Consider the following 20,716-nt stretch of genomic DNA (forward strand, 5'->3'; position numbering starts at 1 on the left):
ATGCGGAAGTACAACAAATTACAGTAACTATTCTTAATGACGATATCATTGAAGCGCAAGAAGCGTATACCGTAACACTGAATTCTACTACAAATCCACTTGTACCTATCAACGATGCTACCGCTAATGGTATCATTAACGATGATGATGCTAACCCAGGTGACGGAATCCAATTTACTCAAACAGAAGTAATTGTTACTGAGGGTATAGATGATTATGCAATTTTCAATGTTACCTTAACAGGAAATATTGGAGAGAACGTAACTGTGGATTATACTACCGCTGTTGGAACAGCTATAAGTCCTAATGATTTTACAGAAACATCGGGAACAATAACTTTTGAACCAACAGTTAAATCGTTCAATATTCAAGTACCAATAATCGATGATATTTTAGTAGAAAATCAAGAACAATTTACAGTTGTACTTTCTAATATTGTTTCTAACATTGGTATTGAATTTGTAAACGGACAACCAACTAATACTGCAACAGGTACAATTAATGATAATGATAGTGATACAGATTTTCCTGAAGACGAAACCGTAAGTTGTGATGCTGTACCTACAATCCCAACAATTGTATTAAATGCTAAGGATTGTGCTTACACTGTAGATGTTGTAGAAAACTTAACTGGTCAAGATGATTCTTGCCCATCCGAATATACAATAACTAGAACTTGGACAGTAACCGATTGTGTTGGTAATGTTCGTAACCATACACAAACCATTACAGTAGAAGATACTACAGCACCAACTTTTGTAGAAACATTACCGCAAAACCTTACGGTTACATGTGATGCAGTTCCTGATGCAGAAGCTTTAACAATTACAGATAATTGTGATGCTAATGCTACAGTAACTTATAATGAAACTGCCACAAATGATAGAAACTGTTCTACAGGTTATGTTATAACTAGAACATGGACCGCACAGGATTGTGCAGGTAATGAAAATATACATACGCAAACTATTACAATAGAACCTACAGGTCCTATTACTGCAAGTAACTATGATCAAGAAATTACAATTACTTGTGGTGAGGATATTCCAGAAGTTCCAGCTATAGAATTTATGGGTGGCTGCGGAGATTTCACTGTAGCATTTACAGAGGAAGAGCAATTCTCTACAGGTACAGATGATTATATGATTGTAAGAACTTGGAATGTTACCGATTCTTGTGATAACATGGAAACATTTGAACAAATAATATTTGTAATGCAGCCTCAAGAAGAATTAATTACCATTGATATTTGTATTGAAGACTCAGAAATAGATTTAATAAACTATTTACCTGAGAGCTTTGACACTAGTGGAACTTTTGAAGTAATAAGTGGAAACGCAACTTTAAATGGAAGTTATTTTGACCCAATTAATTTTGAAGTAGGAGAATATATTATTTCTTACTCGTCTATAGATACTTCTTGTAAATTCTATGCAGAATATACTATAAACGTTAATGCAGACTGTGTTCCTTGTGGTCTAAAAGATATAATTGTTTCTAAAGCAGTAACTGTTAACGGAGACGGAATTAATGACTTCTTTGAAATAACTGGAGTAGAAAATTGTGATTTTGAATTCCGTGTATTGCTATTTAATAGATGGGGTAAAAAAGTTTTTGAATCTGAAAATTATGAGAACGACTGGGGTGGTTTTGCTCCAAACGGTTCTTTTGGAAAATCAGGAGTATTACCAGCGGGTACCTATTATTACATTATTAATATAACTAATAGAGAATTAAAACCAATTAATGGTTACATATACTTAGGAACAGAGTAATTAAGTTTAAAAAAGAGGATACTACATAATTGTATCCTCTTTTTTAAAAATGACTAAGTATAAATAACCTATTCCCCCACAAAAAAGTAGCTTAACAAGAAAAATAAAGTTTTGAAACAAACATTTTATCTAAGATAATTCGCACATAAACGCTATAATTGTTTGCTAACGAATTTTACTTTTAGTTGAACGCATAAAATATTTATAATCGTAACATTACCGTTTCTTTGTATAGCTAATAAAAAACAAATCTTAATAAATCATTAACCTATCAATATGAAACTATCTAAAATATTATTTTTTGGATGCATTTTTTTAACAAGTCTTTCATCAAAGGCGCAACAGCTACCTCAGTTTACACAATATATGTATAATACTATTTCTGTAAACCCTGCTTACGCAGGAAGTAGAGAAACTTTAAATGTAACTGCACTTCACAGGAACCAATGGGCTGGTTTAGAAGGCAACCCCAGAACAAATACTTTATCTATTCATACACCTTTACGTGATGAAAGAATAGGTTTAGGGCTTTCTTATATTAATGATCGTTTAGGGGATGAAAGCACTAATTATATTTACGGAGATTTCTCATATTCTGTTTTTTTAAATAGAAAAGTGAAAATGTCTTTTGGATTAAAAGCTGGTTTTTCAAATTATACATTATCTAATCCAGATATTACAGACCCTTTCTTTAATGATAATTTTAATAGTTGGAATCCTAATTTTGGAGCTGGTGTTTTTGTAGGTAGTAACCGTTGGTATGCTGGATTTTCTTCTCCAAGAATATTAAATACCGATTTAAATGAAGGTGAATTTAAAGCTATAGAACGTAACAGTTATTATGCTATAGGTGGTTTAGTTTTAGACATGTCTGAAACACTTAAATTTAAACCCACTGTTATTTCTAAATTTACAAATGGTGCTCCTGCTACTTTTGATGTTACGGCAAACTTTTTATTTAATGAAAAATTTTGGATAGGCGCTTCATACCGTTTTAATGATGCTTCTAATTTTGGAGCAATGATGGATTATCAGATTTCAAAAGATATACGAATAGGGTATGCCTATGATTTACCAACCTCAACTATAAAACCTTATACAGGAGGAACTCATGAAATAATTCTTATTTATGAACTTGTTAAAAAAGTAATGGGACCAATAAAATCCCCTAGATATTTCTAATCCGATAAAAGAAAAGATTATGAAAAACTTAAAAATTTGGAACATACTTGTATTTCTATTTCTAGCAATACAAATTTCTTCAGCACAATACGGAGCGCAAAAAAAGGGAGATTATTATTTTGGTCAATTCTCATATATCAAGGCCATAAAAGAATATGAAAAAATGATTAAGGGAGACCTTAATACTAGCTATGCGCACCAACAATTAGCAGAATGCTACCTTTTAATTAGAGATTACAAAAAAGCTATTCCGCATTTTGAAGCAATAATTAATGATGCTATGCTTCCTACAGATTATTATTTTAAATATGCAATGGCGCTTTACAGCAATGGACAGCGAAAAGAATCCGAAAAATATTTAAAAAAATATAAAAAGTATAATAAGAACGATTCTAGAGTTAAACGTTTTTTAAAGGATGGAAATTTAGCATCTGTAGTATTTAATAGTAGACAACGTTATGATGTAGAACCAGTTTCTTTTAACTCTCCAGAAAGTGATTTTGGCACTTTCGTACATCAAGGGAATATATATTTTGCTTCTTCCAGAAAAACTGATACCGAAAATAAAACTTATGGTTGGAATGAAGAACCATGGTTAGACATTTTTCAAGTACAAGAAAACAATCCAATGTCTACTCCAAAAAAATTAAAAGGGACAATAAACACCAAGTTTCATGAAAGCTCTGTTGCTTTTTCTACCGATTATAAGAATGATACTATTATTTACTTTACCCGTAATAATTATTATGAAAAGAAAGAAGGTTATGGCGCTCTAAATGAAATAAATTTAAAAATCTATAGTGCTATTAAAGAAGATGGAGTTTGGAACGAAAATAGAAGTCTACGTATAAATAGTGACTACTATTCTACTGGACACCCTACGGTTTCTCCAGATAGAAAGAGAATTTATTATACTTCTGATAAACCTGGAGGTTTTGGAGGTACCGATATTTATTATTCCATTATTCATGAACGTGGTGGTGTTGGTTCTCCAATTAATGCGGGCCCAACTGTAAATACAGAAGGTAATGAAATGTTTCCTTTTATAAATAAAGAAGGTAAATTATTTTTCTCTTCTGATGGGCATGTTGGTTTTGGGCAATTAGATGTTTTTTCTACAATAACGGATGAGGATGGTAAAATTGTAGATGTTATAAACCTAGGTACTCCAATGAATAGTTCTGCGGATGATTTTGCTTATTTTGGAGAAACAAATGGTATAACAGGATACGTAAGTTCTAACCGCGAGGGTGGTAAAGGTGGTGATGATATTTACAAATTTAAATTTACGCCTGCTTTAGATATTGAAGGAGTGGTTACAGATGGTATAAATTTAAAACCTTTAGACAGTGTAAAAATTAGACTTTTTGACCAAAAGACAAGTACACTTGCAGCAGAAACAACTACAGACAAAAATGGATATTATAGATTACCTATAAACAGGAATACTAGTTATATGATTGAAGCTGTTCGTAGAACGCACCCACATGAAAATGTATTTTTAAATACGCATACTGTAAGCCATAGCACAAAAATGATTCGTCAAGATATTGTTTTAGAGCCTGTATTAGATTTAAAATTATTGGCTAATTTAAATAAGATATATTTTGATTTTAACAAAAGTGATATAAGGCCTGATGCTGCCAAAGAACTGGATAAAGTGGTTAATGTAATGACAAATATGTATCCAGATATGATTATTAGACTAGAAGCGCATACAGATCCTGTTGGTAGTAATAGTTATAATGACCGTTTATCTGAAAGTAGAGCTAAATCTACTTATGAATACCTCATAGCAAATGGGGTTGCTAAAGAACATATTTTATCCTACAAAGGTTACGGCAAACGAAAATTAATAAACCATTGTACTAGTAAAAAAGATTGTTCTCCAGAAGAGTTAGAGCTTAACAGAAGAACAGAATTTCCTATAATCCAAATAAAAAAAGGAGTCTTGCTTTCTAAATGAAATGCAACTTCTAATTAACTAACCAAAAAAAGGTTCATCAAAAATGATGAACCTTTTTTAATTAAACTATTTTTTTTAGTTTTATTCTAAAATACCATCTACAATACCATAAGCAATAGATTCTTCTGCTCCCATCCAGTAATCTCTATCAAAATCTTTCATTACTCGATCATAATCTTGACCACAATTATCTGCTAAAATTTGAGCACTTAATTCTTTTGTCTTTATAATCTCTTTAGCCTGTATTTCTATATTAGAAGCTTGTCCTCTTGCTCCACCACTTGGCTGGTGTATCATAACTTGCGCATGAGGTTGTATAAAACGTCTTCCTTTTTTTCCTACAGAAAGTAAGATAGATCCCATAGATGCTGCTAAACCTGTACATATAGTAGAAACAGGGCTCTTTAAGGATTTAATTGTATCATACATTGCAAAACCAGATGTTACATAACCTCCTGGGCTATTTATGTACAATTGTATTTCTTTGCTATTCTGCATATCTAAATACAATAACCTATCTATAACATGTTTTGCAGAATCATCATCAACCATACCCCATAGGAATACTTTGCGTTCTTCTAACATTTTTTCGTCTATAGCCTCTTGTATTTTTCCTTTTTTTGAACTCATCTTCTATTTAATTTATGCATAACAAAATTAATCAATTTATTGGGAATTTTATAGTTCCTGTAACATTGTTATAACTTTGCCTAAGTCTATAGGTGTAACGCCCTTTTTGGGAGAATAATATATTAGTTTAAAACTAATCTTCAACTTCAACAGTGCTTTCTACAACTTTACGAATAGGTACTACTGTTTTTCCTTTTTTAGTTTTTAATACCATAGAAACATTATCTATTGCCTCTACAGTACCTTCTACACCTTTAAACTTTATTTTATCGCCAACTTCATAAATTCTACGACTGTAAAAAGTGCGTAACAAATCTCCTACCACTTCTCTAGAACCTAACCCTAAGGCTATAGCCACTGTAAGTAAAAAAGCCCCTAAAACAATAGTAAAATTACTTGTTACAATCGTTGTATCTATACCCGCTTGGTTTAAAGATGTTACTAAAACAAAAATTAATATTATGTAGTATATAATATTACTAATTACTTTAGACCCTCCTACTCCCATTGAGTCAAAAACACTGGTAATAGCTTTTTTTATAATTTTTGCGGCAAACATACCAATCATAAAAATTACTACTGCACTTAAAAGTATTGGCAAGTAGTGTAAAAGGTTTGCTATTTCTATAGAAATAACACTAAGTCCTAAAACATCTGCAGCTACTATTGTAAATACTAAAAGTAAAATTCCTTTTACAAAACCTAATATTACTTTCCCTAAATCAACTTCTACCTTACTATCATCTCCAAATAGCTTAGCATCATTAACTTTTTTAGAAAGGGCTTCTATATTGGCTATTTTTAATACCTTCTTTAAAACAAACTTTACTATTTTAATACATAACCAACCAATTATTAAAACTATAATAGCACCAATAATTCCTGGCAAGGCAGATACTATATCTTTAACTATAGAGCTTAAAGAATCTGACATTAAATTTTCAAAAGTTTCCATACTGTATTTCTTAAAAGTATTCTTGTTTAGTTTTTATTCTTACTATTTGTTTTTAAAAGCCCTTCTAACAAGGAAGAATAATTCCCTGTAAAGAGTGTTGCCAAGTCCATTAATAACTTGGCTCTAGCAACATCTGACATTACTTTTTGTCGTAACTCCGGAGGCACTTCTTTCAGCTCTCCTTGTATTTTTATAAATGGATTATCTTGTTCTTTCATCTATGGTAATGTTTTATAGATTTCCACAATTTTTGCTTTTGCTCTTTTGAGGCGCATCTTAACTGCACTACTACTTAATTCTAGTAATTCCTCTAGTTCTTTTATAGACACATTATCTTGGTATTTTAATAACAAGATAGATTTATCTTCTGGAGAAATTAACTCTAATGCCTTTTTTAATTTAACTACTTGCAAATCATACAAACTTTCATCTGTAACTTCGACAGAAATTACATTTTCATTGTCTTCTATAGTTCCCGAATTATCGCTTATTTTTCTTCCTCTATCGCGGTTTACATAATTTACACAAAAATTATAGGTAAAGGAATATAGCCAGGTCGAAAATTTAGATTTTCCTTTAAAAGAACTTAGCTTTACAAATAGCATTAAAAAAACGTCTTGTGTTAAATCATTTGCTTCATCTTGGGACTTAGCAAAACCATAACACTTATTATACACTAATTTGGCGTACCTATCATACAAAGCTCCAAATAGCATAGAATCTTTATTACGTACTATTTTTGCCACGAGTTCCTCATCTGAAATGTCTTTATACGGGTCATTTTCTGCCAATTTTGGGTTGAATTGGTTACTTATGATTATAAGACACAGTTTTCTTAAGAAGGTCACTATAGTATCGTTTTAATAAAACAAAAATAGGTGAAACTTATCTTTATTAATACCTTTAATACAAAATGTGAGAAAAATGAAAGGAATTATCTATTTTATACCCCTATTTTTTATTCTTTTAACAGCTTGTAAAACAGACAAAAAAACCAAGCTATCTACGGACAAAAAAGAACAAACTATTCCCGAAAAGATTGCTTACGCTCATGGGTTTAAAAATTGGAAGAAAGTAAAGGAAATTCAATTTTCTTTTAATGTAGATAGAGACACATCTCATTTTGAACGTAAATGGATTTGGAATACCAAAAAAAGCCAAGTTACTCGTATATTAAAAAAAGATACCATTACCTATAGCCGTAATAATTTAGATAGTGTTACCACAAAGGTTAACGGCGGATTTATTAATGATAAATTTTGGTTATTAGCACCTTATAATCTTATCTGGGATTCTAAAAACTACACTTTTAATCATGCAATTAATATAGAGGCTCCTATTTCTAAAAAAGCATGTCAAAAACTTACTATTATCTATGGTAAGAAAGGTGGTTATACTCCCGGAGATGCTTATGATTTTTATTTTGGAGAAGACTACATAATAAAAGAATGGGCTTTTAGAAAAGGAAACCAAGAAGAAGCATCTATGATAACAACATGGGAAGATTATTCTAAAGAGAGTGGGTTACAAATTTCTAAAATGCATAAAAAAGTAAACAGCGACTTTAAACTGTACTTTACAAATTTAAAAGTTTACACTTATTAAGTACTAAGTTGTAAAATTCCCTTTTTTAATATCTGTCCAAAATTATATATATCTTCAAAAGAACAATATAATGGTGCTGGGGCAACACGTATTACATTAGGCTCTCTCCAATCTAGTATTACTCCATTTTTCATTAAATAATTAAACAAAGGTTTTCCTTGACCATGTAATAGCACAGAAAGTTGCGTTCCTCTATCTTTTGGTGTTATAATTTCAAAAGAGCTTGCAACCTCTTTGTCTATTTCTTGTAAAACAAACTCTAAATAAGAAACTATAAGGTTTCTTTTTATTACAATTTTATCCATACCTACAGCATTAAACAATTGTAAAGATGCTAAATAAGGTGCTACAGATAATATTGGAGGATTACTTAACTGCCAAGCATCGGCATTTTCCATAGGTTCAAACTCTGATTTCATAAGAAAACGAGTTTCTTTTTTTGTTCCCCACCAACCTTCAAAACGAGGAATATCTGGATTATTTAAATGCTTTTCATTTATAAAAACCCCTGAAGCGTTTCCAGGACCGCTATTCATATATTTATAACTACACCAAGCTGCAAAATCTACATTCCAATTATGCAATTTTAACTCTACATTACCAGCAGCATGCGCTAAATCCCAACCTACATTAGCGCCCACATCTTTACCTGCTTTGGTAATTTTTTGCATGTCAAAAACCTGTCCGTTATAATAATTAACACCTCCTATAAGTACTAGCGCAAGTTCATCGCCTACTTCATTAATTTTTTTAACAACATCTTCTGTTCTCCAAAAATTTTCGCCTTCTCTTTTCTTTACCTCTACTAATGCATCTTCTTCTGAAAAACCATGAAAACGAACCTGACTTTGTAACATATATTGATCGGATGGAAATGCTTTTTCTTCACAAATAATTTTATAACGCTTCTTAGTAGGAGTATAAAAAGAAACCATTAGTAAATGTAAATTTACTGTTAGAGTATTCATCACAGAAACTTCTTTAGTTTTTGCACCTACAATCTTTGCTAAAGGCTCTGCTAAACGTTCATGATAATCCCACCAAGGCTTTTCTGCATAAAAATGTCCTTCTACCGCTAATGAAGCCCAATCTTGCATTACATCATCTACATAACTTTTAGTTTGCTTTGGTTGCAAGCCTAAAGAATTTCCACATAAATAAATACTCTTTTTTCCATTAACCTCTGGAAAATGAAAATCGTTTTGGTAGGTATGTAAAGTATCTTCCTTATCTAATTGCTGTGCAAATTGTAGTGTGTTCTGAAACTTCATTCCTATATTTTTCTCAAAAATACAACTTCAAAAAAGATATTTTAATACCCAATTAAAGTTCTCTTTCTTTTTTACGAAAGTTCACCATTTTAAATACATATTTTTGTAAAAAAGTAAGCATGCATTTTTTATCTCCATTATTAGAGGAATACATAAAAAACAACTCGGAAAACGAGCCAAGTATTTTACAAAAACTTACTAGAGAAACCCATTTAAAAGTGATACAACCAAGAATGATTACTGGTCATTTTCAAGGTAGAGTTCTTAGTATGCTTTCTAAAATAGTTTATCCCAAAAACATTCTAGAAATTGGCACCTACACAGGTTATTCTGCACTATGTTTAGCGGAAGGACTTTCTAAAAACGGAGCGCTACATACCATAGAAATTAATGATGAATTAGAAGAAATGCAACGTAGGTATTTTAACGAAAGTGGTTATGGCGAACAAATTACACAACATATAGGAAATGCGCTTGAGGTTATTCCAAATTTAGAGGTCGTTTTTGATTTGGTTTTTATTGATGCAAAAAAAACAGATTATCCAGAGTATTTTGAAGCTGTATTAAAAAAGACAAAACCAGGCAGCGTAATTTTAACAGATAATGTTTTATGGTCTGGAAAAGTTGTAGAACCACTAGATCCAAAAGATAAGGCTACAAAAATATTACTAGATTTTAATATGCAATTAAAAAAAGACCCAAGAGTAGAAACCGTGCTTTTACCAATTAGAGATGGTTTAACTTTAAGTAGAGTGCTATAAATCTTTTATATAAAGCATAAAATAAGAATCCACTCAGAACACCAACTATTGCGCCAATAATTATATCTAAAGGGTAATGCACACCAACATATATTCTACTATACGCAAAAAGTAGTGGCCAAATAAAAAAGAGTAAAGCGCCTTTAAATCTTTTTCTCAAGAATAAATATAACAAAGTTGCTATTGAAGAAGAACTAGAGGAGTGGCCAGAGAAAAAGCTATAACTTCCTGGACTTTTTAATATTCTAATGTATTCTTTAATTTCTGGAGTATTATTAGGTCGCAGTCTTTCTACAGCATGTTTAACAACATCCGTTAACTGAGTTATGAAGATTGCCAATGCTACAACCGTTAAAACAACAAATAAAGCTTCTTTTTTAGGGTATTTTAAAGTTATAATTACAAAAAAAATAATAAAAACTGGAATCCAATTTTGAATGGTAGTAACTGTAATCCAAAAAAAATCGTAAGGAGTAGAACCTAAACTATTAAGATAAACAAAAAGCTCTTGATCCCATTGTAATAGTTGTTCCAGCATAGAAACTACTGCCTTTTAATAGTCCCTGTAACGTCACTTACATTTTTCTTTACCTCGTCTATTTCTTTTTTAATATCGTCGGTAAAACTTGTGTCTATGCCTTGCTTGTCAGCACTATTCTTAATTTCTCTTTTAATATCGTCTGTAGCATCTCTTAATTGACGCATACCTTTACCTAATCCCTTAGCTATACCAGGAACTTTATCTGCACCAAACACCATTACTACTATAAATAGTATAAAAAATATTTCGGCGCCACTAATAAATAAAAAATGTAATGCTAGCATATCGCAAATATAATAAAGTTTACACAGGAATATAAAAAACCCTGCTATTAACAGGGCTTTTTTGTTATTAAAAATAATTATTCAATTATTACCCTTTTATTTTATTTTTAAACTTATCAAAATCTGATTTTACTTCTTTTTTAGGCCATGTATTATTACTTGTATCAATATCTGCAGTCTCTAATTTAGGGTCTACAACAATACCTTTTAACTCTGTCATAGAAGATATAACTAATTTTACTTCTTTATCATTTTTTCTCCAAATTTCTGGAGGGTATGTAACATTTTTTACACTACCATCTGCATAGGTGTATTCTACAATTAAAGGCATTGGTATACCTCCTGGTTTATTAAAAGTTACTTCGTAAAAATACTTAGGTTCTTTAACTGCCGCACGCTCTGCTGCTGTTAAATTATCCATCATAAATTCTTTTAAGCTTTTAGAATTTTCTGTTGGCGCTTTTCGTTTTAAAGTTGCATCAAAACCTTCTGCTTCTTCATCTGCTAAATATACTAATGGTGGTAAATCTGCTTCGGTAATATTACGTGCCGCCATATATTCTTGCATTTGCTTACTTGGCTTATTGCTAACGTAATATTTTTTAATTCCTTTTACGCCTATATCTACATAATCTGTAGTATAAAACCATCCTCTCCAATACCAGTCTAAATCTACAGCAGAAGCATCTTCCATAGTTCTAAAGAAATCTTCTGGTGTTGGGTGCTTAAATTTCCATCTTTCTGAATAGGTTTTAAATGCATGATCAAAAAGCTCTCTTCCCATTACTGTTTCACGTAAAATATTTAGAGCAGTTGCTGGTTTTGCATAGGCATTTGGTCCTAGTTGGTAAACATTTTCTGGATTACTCATTATAGGAGCTATTTTACTTTGATCTCCGCTCATGTAAGGAATAATTTTAGATGGCTCTCCTCTTCTAGAAGGGTATGTTTTATTTGGCGCAATAGCTTCTGGATATTTTTCTCCAAATTCTTGCTCCGCCATATATTGTAGAAAAGTATCTAAGCCTTCATCCATCCATCCCCATTGGCGTTCATCAGAATTAACAATCATTGGAAAAAAGTTATGCCCAACTTCATGAATAATTACACTTATCATTCCATATTTTACTTGATCAGCATACGTACCATCTTCATTAGGTCTACCATAGTTCCAACAAATCATTGGATACTCCATTCCCTGCTGCTTAGCGTGTACCGATATTGCTTTTGGATAAGGATACTCTAAAGAGTGCTCTGAATAAGACTTTAATGTGTGTGCAACAGCTTTTGTAGAATACTCTTCCCATAAAGGGTTCCCTTCTTTAGGATACATAGAAACCGCCATTACATCTTTACTACCAACTTTTACAGCTTGCATATCCCAAATAAACTTACGAGAAGTTGCAAAACCATAATCACGCACATTTTTAGCTTTAAACTTCCATGTTTTTGTTGCTGTAGATTTTGTTTTTTCTGCTGCTTCTGCTTCTGCTTGTGTTACTATAATTACTGGCTTATCATACGATTTTTTTGCTTTTTCATAACGTTTCATCATCTCTTTAGAAAATACATCTTTTCTATTCTGAAGGGTTCCTGTAGCATCCAAGATGTGGTCTGCTGGCACTGTAATATTTACTTCATAATCCCCAAATGGTAATGCAAACTCTCCACTACCCCAGAATTGATGATTTTGCCATCCTTCCACATCATTATAAACTGCCATTCTTGGGAAAAACTGTGCAATTACATATGCTCTATTACCGTCTTTCGCAAAGTATTCAAAACCTGAACGTGCTCTGTTTATAGTGTGGTCAGGTATATTATAATTCCACTTTACAGAAAATTCTATTTGATCTTTACTTTTTAATGGCGTAGGTATGTTTATACGCATCATGGTTTGATTAATTGTATAAGATAACGCCTTACCAGACGCATCTTTTACATACTCTATATTAAAACCACCATCAAAAGGTGCTGTTAAATACTTTCCTGCAAAAGTTCCTGGCTGTTCTGCTAAAGGTACTCCACCCCCATTACGTAAAGGAGACTTAGAATCTTTTGCTCTTACATTTTGATCTAACTGTACCCATAAATATTCTAAATTATCTGGAGAATTATTTATGTAGGTAATAGTCTCTTCTCCATAAATTTTGGCATTAGTATCATCTAATGTAATATGCATTACATAATTTGCCTGTTGTTGGTAATAATCTGGCCCTGGAGCTCCAGATGCAGATCTATAGGTGTTTGGAGTAGAAAACTCCTTATATAATTGTTTAAATTTATTCTGGTTAGCATGTCCAGGTTCTCTTGCTTTAATTCCTGTTTCTTGCGCAAAGCCAACTGCAACAAACAAGAAAAAAAGCGTTGCAAAGCAATACTTAATTCTAATCATAATTGTTAATCTATTTTATTTAGTCGCTGAAAATTAAAGTTTTTTTAACTATTTATTAAGAAATGTTAAAAGTTTAACATTCCTTTATTATTTTCTCTGGTAAGAATTATTGTTTTTTTATCGCTATTGATTTTAACGTGTACTATATTTTGTTGTTCTTCATACAAATCTATTAAGACTTCATTTTGTATTTCAATAGATTGTAGTTCTTTATTATTTACGCTTGGTATTTCTATATAACACAACATTAAATCGCTTTCGTACTTTTTTCCTAAAAACTTACAAGAAGCTTTTTCTCCATTAATAGTTACTCCAAATTTTAAATTAAAATATTTTTCTAAATACATAGTTGTCCTATCAGATTCTTTATCTGTAGCTAGGTTTGCTTGTAGATCATATCTTTCTTTTAAAAGCAACTCCATATCATCTACAAAAACTCTACTAATAATTTGTATTGCTTGGTCTTTTTCCGAATAGGTTACATTTGTAACACTTATATAGTATTTATGCATCATTGTAAATGCAAATACAGGTAGTATAAATAGTAGTAATGCTTTTTTATAAATAGTCTTCATTGTTGTTTTTGTAATATTATAATTAGCAAGGGTTATGCCAAAATTAGTGCTTTAATCTATATTGTTTTCTTTTCTATAAATTACACTTTTTTTATGTAAAAATTCCCATATTTTAAGGTGGTCATGGGTATCTACTATTGTAGAAAAACTAGAGTCTACTTCGCAAAAATACATAAAATCAGAAATTTTTAGCTGGGGTATTTTTAAGTCTGTTGTAAAGAGAGAATCTACATAAAACGCTCTTACTCTTTGGGTTCGCTCATACTTTTCATTTCTTTTTATCCTGTTTTTAAGCATCTTTGTTCGCCCAGAAATGCCATTAATAATAGGGTTTAAAGGAATACCACCACCTGTAGTAGCCTCAAACAACTCTCGGTCTGCTTTAGAGATTGGTATAACATACGCATTAGGCAAACCTAAGGTAGATGCAGTTACTACTTCTTCAGTTTTTAAGGTATTTAAATCTTTAGAAATATCTCCAGATAAATTATACGGCATAACTACTACTTCATCTAACTCGGTTAAAGATTCTTCTAAAGGTATTTGTAGTAAAGAACTTTGCAGCATATCTGTACTAACTACAATTTCTTTTCTTTTAAATTGTACTGCAGAAATTACCAAAGTATCATTTACTGTAGCTTTAATGGTAAAATAACCGTTAAGGTCTGTTATAGTAGCTCTTTTAGTACTAATATTTTGTACGTGTACAGCAGCTACATCTTCATCTTTAGCTACAACTTTACCTTGTATTTCTTTAGAAAAAAGGGTTTGCGCTTCTGCCATAGAAGTCATACAAACTACTAGAATAAAAAGTAGTTTACTCTTTTGCATTAATTTCTGTTAGAAATGTTTTGCTATGGTTTACTAAAGCATCAATAAGCTGAAACTCATTTTCTTTTTTAAGTAAAGATTTTGCAGGCATACGCGTATCACAATAAAATAAAAACGCATTTATTTTATCTTGCGGTATTTGTAAATCAGAAACAAAAAATTGGTCATCATATACTTGTCTTAAAACTTGACTTACTTTTAATTTAGGAGCTTCTTCTCCCTTATTCTTATCGGAAGATTTAAACATAGCTCTAAATATATTCACAAAATTAAGTCCGTCCTTTAAGCCTCTTTCACTTTGCGATATTGCTATATTTTCTACCTCTGTAGTACGGTCCGTTTCGTATTCTATTTCTTTAAATTTTTCATTCTTCATAGCCAAAAAACGCTCTTGGTCTTCTGGGGTAACTACTACCTCTTCCAACTCGGTTACCTTTTCTTTTACTTCTACTACTAGCCTATTATTTTTTAATATTTCTGCTGTAATAGAAACTACTTTTAATTGGTAGTTAACTGCTGTAAAAACTAACTCATCGCCTTCTTTTACTAGTATAGCAAACTCTCCGTTGCTATTGGTTATAGTTGCTCTTTCTGAAGTTGAATTTATAACATTTTCATTAGGCACACTAATATCTCTATACAATACCTTTCCTCTTAATAGGCTTCTATCCTCTTGAGCATAAGATACTATAGAAATAAAAAAAGCCAGTAGCATTAAATTTTTCATATGGTTATTTTAAGATTTATAAAGAAACTACATGTTGTTGGTTAAAAAAAACTAGAGTAACTAAACTTTTGTTAATTTCAAACCACCTTCTAAACACCGTTTATCGTATATGTTCTTCACTTAATCTTAAAGCTATAAAATTTTACTATTTATTAGTGTACAAATACTTATATAATTTTATTTTTGTTGGCTACTCTATTTGCAATAGCGTATAAATGAGAATCTTATGAAATTAATAATTACTACATTATTTTTTAGCTTCTGTTTTTGCCTTTTCTCTTATGGTCAAATAAAAATTGGCGATAATCCGCAAACTATAGATGCCTCTTCTGTATTAGAGTTAGAAAGCACTTCGCATGTTTTAGTAATAACTAGAGTTACTACTACCCAAATGGAAGCCATTACACCTAGTCCTGGCGGTATGGTATATAATATTGATGAAGAATGTATACACTACTATACAGGAACCACATGGATTAACCTTTGTGAAGCTGGCGGTATTAGTAACCTAACCACAGACCCACTTGTAAATGACTTTAGAACCATTACTATTACCCCGCAAGGCGATATGAACCACATAGAAGTTGGCATTATAAGAGGAGAACAAATTGCGGACAACTCTATAGACACCAGTAAATTAGGTGAAAACTCTGTTACAGCTAATGAACTTAGCGATAATTCTGTAGGTACCAATGAACTACTAGATAACTCTATAGAACCTGTAGATATTGCAAATACAAACCCTAACCAAGTACTTACTACAGATACTAACGGTATTGTAGTTTGGGCAAATGCAACGAGTTTAACCAATGTTAATACAGATGGCACTACTATTACTGGAAATGGCTCTGTTGCTAACCCATTAGAAGTTTCTGCTACAATTTTAGATGCTATACAAACAAATACTACTGCAAATACTAATGATACTGATGGGGATGAGAGTAATGAAATACAACAATTAAGTATAAACCCAGCAGGCACTATAATATCTCTTACTGATGGCGGCTCTATTACCCTACCCGCTGGGACTGTAAATACGGATAACCAATCATTAAGTAGAACTGGAAATATAATAAATATTACTGGTGGTACTGGTGTAGATTTATCACCAATACTAACTAGTGGTGCAGACGGTGTAATTAATAATGTAGAATTAGATAATACAAATCTAAATTTTACTGGCATAGCAGGTGGTTTTAATGGCTCTATAGACCTTTCCGGTCTTGGAGGGGGCTCTAATCCTGAATTTGAAGCAACAAAAATTTCAGGCAATGGTGTAACCGCAGACCCATATACTATAGCAATTAATGCAATAACAACTACAGAAATTGCAAATAATACGATTAGGTCTGCCGATATTCTAAATGAGACTATAGCACTAGAAGATATAGGTCAAAATGGTGCTGCAGATGGACAAATAATAAAATGGGATGGAGTTGGAAATACTTGGATAATTGGTAATGATAGAACCGATGGTACTGGTATTCCTTCTTTAACAAACGGTACAATTCTTATTGGCGATAACGCTAACCAACCTCAAGAAAGGGTAATTGGAGGAGATGCAACGATGAATATAAATGGCGTATTAACTATTGAAGACGACGCTGTTACCAGTGCTAAAATTGTAAATGCTACTATCACTTTAGAAGACCTTAGCACCATGGGAGCCACAACAACTGGGGAAATTCTTAAATGGAATAACTTAACTACTTCATGGGAACTTGGAACAGATGAAACTGGAACTTCTATTACTGATGCAGAAGTGAACGATGGACTTTCCGATTTTAGCCCAACAACAGGATATAATATTAATGTAGATGATACTACTATTGAAATTGTAACAGATAATTTACAAGTAAAAGATGAAAGTATTACCAGTGCTAAAATAGCAAATGCTACTATCGCTTTAGAAGACCTTAGCACCATGGGAGCCACAACAACTGGGGAAATTCTTAAATGGAATAACTTAACTACTTCATGGGAACTTGGAACAGATGAAACTGGAACTTCTATTACTGATGCAGAAGTGAATGATGGACTTTCCGATTTTAGCCCAACAACAGGATATAATATTAATGTAGATGATACTACTATTGAAATTGTAACAGATAATTTACAAGTAAAAGATGAAAGTATTACCAGTGCTAAAATAGCAAATGCTACTATCACTTTAGAAGACCTTAGCACCATGGGAGCCACAACAACTGGGGAAATTCTTAAATGGAATAACTTAACTACTTCATGGGAACTTGGAACAGATGAAACTGGAACTTCTATTACTGATGCAGAAGTGAACGATGGACTTTCCGATTTTAGCCCAACAACAGGATATAATATTAATGTAGATGATACTACTATTGAAATTGTAACAGATAATTTACAAGTAAAAGATAATGGAATTACAACTGCAAAAATTGATGAAGGAGAAGACGGACAAGTTTTAACTACTAATGGAACAGATGTGGCTTGGGCGAACCCTCAAAATATTGAAAATTCGGATTTAACCTTACCTAATGATAGGATCCTTGCTTTAAACGGCAATAATCTAAACTTTTCTGGAGGTGGAAATATTGGAGTAGGAATCGTTCCAATAGAAAAGTTACATGTAGATGGGAATATTAGGGCTGAAGGAAATATCCAAGCTACTGGTGACATCACTACTGACGGTGACTTGGTAGATAATACCCCTGATTATGTTTTTCAAAAATACTTTAATGGAACTTCTAAATTAAAAAAAGAATATCAATTTAAAAGTCTTAATGAAGTAGAACAATTTATAACTAAAAACCATCATTTACCAGGTATAAAATCTGCTGAAGAAATTAAAAAACAAGGGTTTTGGAATTTAGGAGAAAGCACAAGAATCAACCTTGAAAAAATAGAAGAACTATTTCTACACACTATAGAGCAAGAAAAGAAAATAAAAGATTTACAAGAAGAGAAAAATAATTTATCTGAAGAATTAAATGCACTTAAAAAAGATATCAAACTTATTAAAGAAGCTCTTTTAAAAAAGTAAAAAATGAAAAAACTACTATACATAATTACATTGGTATTTACTTTTACTATACAAGCCCAAACTGCTATGTATAACAATGGCAACATTCAAATACATAACCAAGGGCAAATAGGTTTTCATACCAACTTTATAAACAATACCCCTTTTGACAATAATCTTGGTTTGGCTGGTTTTTATGGTACTAACGCTATTACACTTGCTGGCGCTTTTACGCCACAATTTCATGACATAGAAATAGCCAATGAAGACGGTGTATTATTAAGTCTAAACATAGACAACACTAATAATACCAACTTTATTATTGGCGATTTTAGAACCATTAAAACACAATCTAGTTCTTACCTAAATTTTATAAGTAATGCTAATTATGTTGGTTCTACCAACTTTTCTAAAGTAGATGGTTATGCAGCAATTACGAACCAACAAAATTTTATATTCCCAGTTGGTGATAATGAAGAGTTACGACCTTTAATTTTAAATTCTTCTAATGTAAATGCACTTGCAAAATGTGCTTATTTTAGAGAAAATCCAGATACCCCAAATTCATTTACTGAGCCTTTTAGTACTTTAAGCAAACCTTCTACTATTAAAACTATTAGTACTACGGAGTTTTGGAGGCTTGAAGGAAACATAAATTCTACTATAAGCATAAGTTGGAACCAAAATAGCCAAATAGACGTACTCACAGAGAATATTGAAGATATTATCCCTGTTGGTTGGAATAAATCTACCAGACAATGGGTTAATTTAAAAGCAACCGAAATAGTTGGAGATTTATCACAAGGATTTGTAACGTCAGATACTTTTAACCCAGATAATTACGAAATTATTACGTTTGGTAGTATAGAAGATAGGGAAACACTAACTACAGATATTTTAACTTTAGAAAACTACCTAATTACCCCAAACGGTGATGGTAATAATGATACTTTAGTAATACCAGAATTAGAATTATCTCCAAACAATATTATCAGTATATATGACCGTTATGGTCTAAAGGTCTACGAAGATGTTAATTACTCTAATAATTTTAGTGGATACTCTAACCAAGACAATATTCTTTTTGGAGAAGAAAAAGGACTACCTGTAGGAGTATATTTTTATGTTATTACCATGCAAGATTTACAAATGGATTTTCAAGGCTTTATGTATTTAGCTCGCTAAAAAATAACTTATCCCTTTTTTTTTGCTCCACTTGCAATCCTTTATTTCTACCTATTTAATAGATGAAATACATTTAAATTGTAAGTTTTTCTGTACAAATCCCTTTTCACAACAAATTTAAAGAACTATACAACATTTTAAGAAAGTACATCATTATACGTGGTAATTTTATATGCAATAATGTATTGCCAAAATAAAACACAAAGCCATGTATTTTAAAAGAATAAGTTTTCTATTCTTTCTAATTGGAATTCAATTTGCTACTTCTCAGGTAAAAATTGGAGAACAACCAGATACTATAGACCCAGCTTCTATTGTAGAATTAGAAAGCACAAATAAAGCGCTAGTGCTAACTAGATTATCTAATACACAAATGCAAAGCATATCTCCTTTGCGTGGTGCATTAATTTATAATACTGATACGCAATGTATTCATTATTATGATGGCACACAATGGAGCAATCTTTGTGCTGCTAGTGGAGGTGCAAACCAAAATTTAAGTTTTAATACTAATACAAACATTCTATCTCTAGAAAATGGCGGTTCTGTAGATTTATCAAAGTTTTTAAGTTCTTCTGTAACACAAGCAGAAATAGAAGCTTTAGGTTTTGAAGTTGGTCCGCATACTGTAGATACAAATACACAGTTAACAGAAACAGATGTAGATACATTTGTTGCAAACAATGGTTATATAACTACGGAAGCAGATGGAGATGCTACTAATGAATATAATACTGGAATTTCTTTTGATGGTACTTATTTAATTGTAACCGATGGTGGCGGAAATCAATCTATAGATATAAGCTCTTTAGCCTATGATGATACTGCCGTACAAAATAATATTACAGATTTACAAAACGATAAAGAAGATACCGCAAACAAATCTACCGATGTTGCTTTAGGTACTTCCGATGTTGCTTTCCCAACACAAAATGCTGTTAAAACCTATGTAGATAATCAAGTAGGTACCATTACTACCGATGATGATATTTCTGCCGTTACTTTTGATGGGACTAACTTAAGTGTTACCGAAAG

At 31.6% G+C, this 20,716-nt stretch carries 19 protein-coding genes; 8 read left to right on the top strand and 11 right to left on the bottom strand.

The features are described 5' to 3' along the window. The 3 genes from Q0945_RS15415 to Q0945_RS15425 all read left to right on the top strand — a co-directional run. Positions 1-1,775, top strand: a 1,775-nt coding sequence (locus Q0945_RS15415) for a gliding motility-associated C-terminal domain-containing protein (protein ID WP_299436353.1), incomplete at its 5' end; no start/stop codon positions are given. 276 nt (positions 1,776-2,051) lie between these two features. Next, the gene (locus tag Q0945_RS15420) at positions 2,052-2,957 is read left to right on the top strand and encodes a type IX secretion system membrane protein PorP/SprF (protein ID WP_299436356.1); all 906 of its coding nucleotides are present in this window, start codon (positions 2,052-2,054) and stop codon (positions 2,955-2,957) included. Positions 2,958-2,976: 19 nt separating this feature from the next. Continuing rightward, entirely contained in the window at positions 2,977-4,923 is a 1,947-nt protein-coding gene (locus Q0945_RS15425) for an OmpA family protein (protein WP_299436359.1), read from the top strand. Between the two features lie 81 nt (positions 4,924-5,004). Here the strand turns inward: Q0945_RS15425 and Q0945_RS15430 are convergent, their stop codons facing one another. The 4 genes from Q0945_RS15430 to Q0945_RS15445 form a co-directional block, all read right to left on the bottom strand. Then, the gene (locus Q0945_RS15430) at positions 5,005-5,553 is read right to left on the bottom strand and encodes an ATP-dependent Clp protease proteolytic subunit (protein WP_298489105.1); all 549 of its coding nucleotides are present in this window, start codon (positions 5,551-5,553) and stop codon (positions 5,005-5,007) included. 133 nt (positions 5,554-5,686) lie between these two features. Then, complete coding sequence (locus Q0945_RS15435; protein WP_299436362.1) at positions 5,687-6,508, bottom strand: mechanosensitive ion channel domain-containing protein; 822 nt, start codon at positions 6,506-6,508, stop codon at positions 5,687-5,689. A 26-nt stretch (positions 6,509-6,534) separates the two neighbouring features. Then, complete coding sequence (locus tag Q0945_RS15440; protein ID WP_298489109.1) at positions 6,535-6,726, bottom strand: hypothetical protein; 192 nt, start codon at positions 6,724-6,726, stop codon at positions 6,535-6,537. After that, positions 6,727-7,356, bottom strand: coding sequence for an RNA polymerase sigma factor (locus Q0945_RS15445; protein ID WP_299436365.1), 630 nt, complete (start codon positions 7,354-7,356; stop codon positions 6,727-6,729). A gap of 76 nt (positions 7,357-7,432) precedes the next feature. On the opposite strand from Q0945_RS15445, the gene Q0945_RS15450 reads away from it, so the two are divergent. Beyond that, entirely contained in the window at positions 7,433-8,113 is a 681-nt protein-coding gene (locus tag Q0945_RS15450; protein WP_299436368.1) for a hypothetical protein, read from the top strand. On the opposite strand, the gene kynU is transcribed toward Q0945_RS15450, so the two are convergent. Next, entirely contained in the window at positions 8,110-9,384 is a 1,275-nt protein-coding gene (kynU, locus tag Q0945_RS15455) for a kynureninase (protein WP_299436371.1), read from the bottom strand. The genes Q0945_RS15450 and kynU overlap by 4 nt on opposite strands. 119 nt (positions 9,385-9,503) lie before the next feature. Between kynU and Q0945_RS15460 the strand changes: the two genes are divergently transcribed. Then, complete coding sequence (locus tag Q0945_RS15460; protein WP_299436374.1) at positions 9,504-10,145, top strand: O-methyltransferase; 642 nt, start codon at positions 9,504-9,506, stop codon at positions 10,143-10,145. Here Q0945_RS15460 and Q0945_RS15465 read toward each other — a convergent pair. The 6 genes from Q0945_RS15465 to Q0945_RS15490 form a co-directional block, all read right to left on the bottom strand. Further along, a complete protein-coding gene (locus Q0945_RS15465; RefSeq protein ID WP_299436377.1) occupies positions 10,111-10,683 on the bottom strand; it encodes a phosphatase PAP2 family protein in 573 nt (190 codons plus the stop codon). The two genes, Q0945_RS15460 and Q0945_RS15465, sit on opposite strands and share 35 nt — an antisense overlap. Positions 10,684-10,688: 5 nt before the next feature. After that, positions 10,689-10,970: a twin-arginine translocase TatA/TatE family subunit gene (locus Q0945_RS15470; RefSeq protein ID WP_121069183.1), complete on the bottom strand. Its 282-nt coding sequence runs from the start codon at positions 10,968-10,970 to the stop codon at positions 10,689-10,691. A gap of 88 nt (positions 10,971-11,058) precedes the next feature. Beyond that, on the bottom strand, positions 11,059-13,365 hold the full coding sequence (locus Q0945_RS15475) for a M1 family metallopeptidase (RefSeq protein ID WP_299436381.1): 2,307 nt from the start codon (positions 13,363-13,365) through the stop codon (positions 11,059-11,061). A 65-nt stretch (positions 13,366-13,430) separates the two neighbouring features. Continuing rightward, positions 13,431-13,940 carry a DUF6702 family protein gene (locus tag Q0945_RS15480; protein WP_299436384.1) on the bottom strand — a complete coding sequence of 170 codons (510 nt, stop codon included), beginning with the start codon at positions 13,938-13,940 and terminating at the stop codon, positions 13,431-13,433. A gap of 51 nt (positions 13,941-13,991) precedes the next feature. Beyond that, positions 13,992-14,771, bottom strand: coding sequence for a carboxypeptidase-like regulatory domain-containing protein (locus Q0945_RS15485; RefSeq protein ID WP_299436387.1), 780 nt, complete (start codon positions 14,769-14,771; stop codon positions 13,992-13,994). Beyond that, positions 14,758-15,498, bottom strand: a complete 741-nt coding sequence (locus Q0945_RS15490; protein ID WP_299436390.1) for a carboxypeptidase-like regulatory domain-containing protein — start codon at positions 15,496-15,498, stop codon at positions 14,758-14,760. Before Q0945_RS15490 ends, Q0945_RS15485 begins: the two co-directional genes overlap by 14 nt. Before the next feature lie 226 nt (positions 15,499-15,724). Between Q0945_RS15490 and Q0945_RS15495 the strand changes: the two genes are divergently transcribed. The 3 genes from Q0945_RS15495 to Q0945_RS15505 form a co-directional block, all read left to right on the top strand. Then, positions 15,725-18,517, top strand: a complete 2,793-nt coding sequence (locus Q0945_RS15495) for a hypothetical protein (protein WP_299436393.1) — start codon at positions 15,725-15,727, stop codon at positions 18,515-18,517. A 3-nt stretch (positions 18,518-18,520) separates the two neighbouring features. Next, positions 18,521-19,681: a gliding motility-associated C-terminal domain-containing protein gene (locus Q0945_RS15500; protein ID WP_299436396.1), complete on the top strand. Its 1,161-nt coding sequence runs from the start codon at positions 18,521-18,523 to the stop codon at positions 19,679-19,681. Positions 19,682-19,889: 208 nt separating this feature from the next. Next, positions 19,890-20,716: hypothetical protein (locus Q0945_RS15505; RefSeq protein ID WP_299436399.1), on the top strand; the 827-nt coding region annotated here is incomplete at its 3' end.

The sequence above is a fragment of the uncultured Maribacter sp. genome (assembly GCF_947500405.1).
Lineage (GTDB): Bacteria > Bacteroidota > Bacteroidia > Flavobacteriales > Flavobacteriaceae > Maribacter_B.

What these genes read in the sequence shown, in the direction of transcription:
- Q0945_RS15500 (WP_299436396.1), top strand. Translation starts at nt 18,521, where the DNA reads ATGAAAAAACTACTATACATAATTACATTGGTATTTACTTTTACTATA.
- Q0945_RS15435 (WP_299436362.1), bottom strand. Translation starts at nt 6,508, where the DNA reads ATGGAAACTTTTGAAAATTTAATGTCAGATTCTTTAAGCTCTATAGTT.
- Q0945_RS15480 (WP_299436384.1), bottom strand. Translation starts at nt 13,940, where the DNA reads ATGAAGACTATTTATAAAAAAGCATTACTACTATTTATACTACCTGTA.
- Q0945_RS15425 (WP_299436359.1), top strand. Translation starts at nt 2,977, where the DNA reads ATGAAAAACTTAAAAATTTGGAACATACTTGTATTTCTATTTCTAGCA.
- Q0945_RS15465 (WP_299436377.1), bottom strand. Translation starts at nt 10,683, where the DNA reads ATGCTGGAACAACTATTACAATGGGATCAAGAGCTTTTTGTTTATCTT.
- kynU (WP_299436371.1), bottom strand. Translation starts at nt 9,384, where the DNA reads ATGAAGTTTCAGAACACACTACAATTTGCACAGCAATTAGATAAGGAA.
- Q0945_RS15420 (WP_299436356.1), top strand. Translation starts at nt 2,052, where the DNA reads ATGAAACTATCTAAAATATTATTTTTTGGATGCATTTTTTTAACAAGT.
- Q0945_RS15470 (WP_121069183.1), bottom strand. Translation starts at nt 10,970, where the DNA reads ATGCTAGCATTACATTTTTTATTTATTAGTGGCGCCGAAATATTTTTT.
- Q0945_RS15490 (WP_299436390.1), bottom strand. Translation starts at nt 15,498, where the DNA reads ATGAAAAATTTAATGCTACTGGCTTTTTTTATTTCTATAGTATCTTAT.
- Q0945_RS15485 (WP_299436387.1), bottom strand. Translation starts at nt 14,771, where the DNA reads ATGCAAAAGAGTAAACTACTTTTTATTCTAGTAGTTTGTATGACTTCT.
- Q0945_RS15475 (WP_299436381.1), bottom strand. Translation starts at nt 13,365, where the DNA reads ATGATTAGAATTAAGTATTGCTTTGCAACGCTTTTTTTCTTGTTTGTT.
- Q0945_RS15430 (WP_298489105.1), bottom strand. Translation starts at nt 5,553, where the DNA reads ATGAGTTCAAAAAAAGGAAAAATACAAGAGGCTATAGACGAAAAAATG.
- Q0945_RS15460 (WP_299436374.1), top strand. Translation starts at nt 9,504, where the DNA reads ATGCATTTTTTATCTCCATTATTAGAGGAATACATAAAAAACAACTCG.
- Q0945_RS15450 (WP_299436368.1), top strand. Translation starts at nt 7,433, where the DNA reads ATGAAAGGAATTATCTATTTTATACCCCTATTTTTTATTCTTTTAACA.
- Q0945_RS15495 (WP_299436393.1), top strand. Translation starts at nt 15,725, where the DNA reads ATGAAATTAATAATTACTACATTATTTTTTAGCTTCTGTTTTTGCCTT.
- Q0945_RS15440 (WP_298489109.1), bottom strand. Translation starts at nt 6,726, where the DNA reads ATGAAAGAACAAGATAATCCATTTATAAAAATACAAGGAGAGCTGAAA.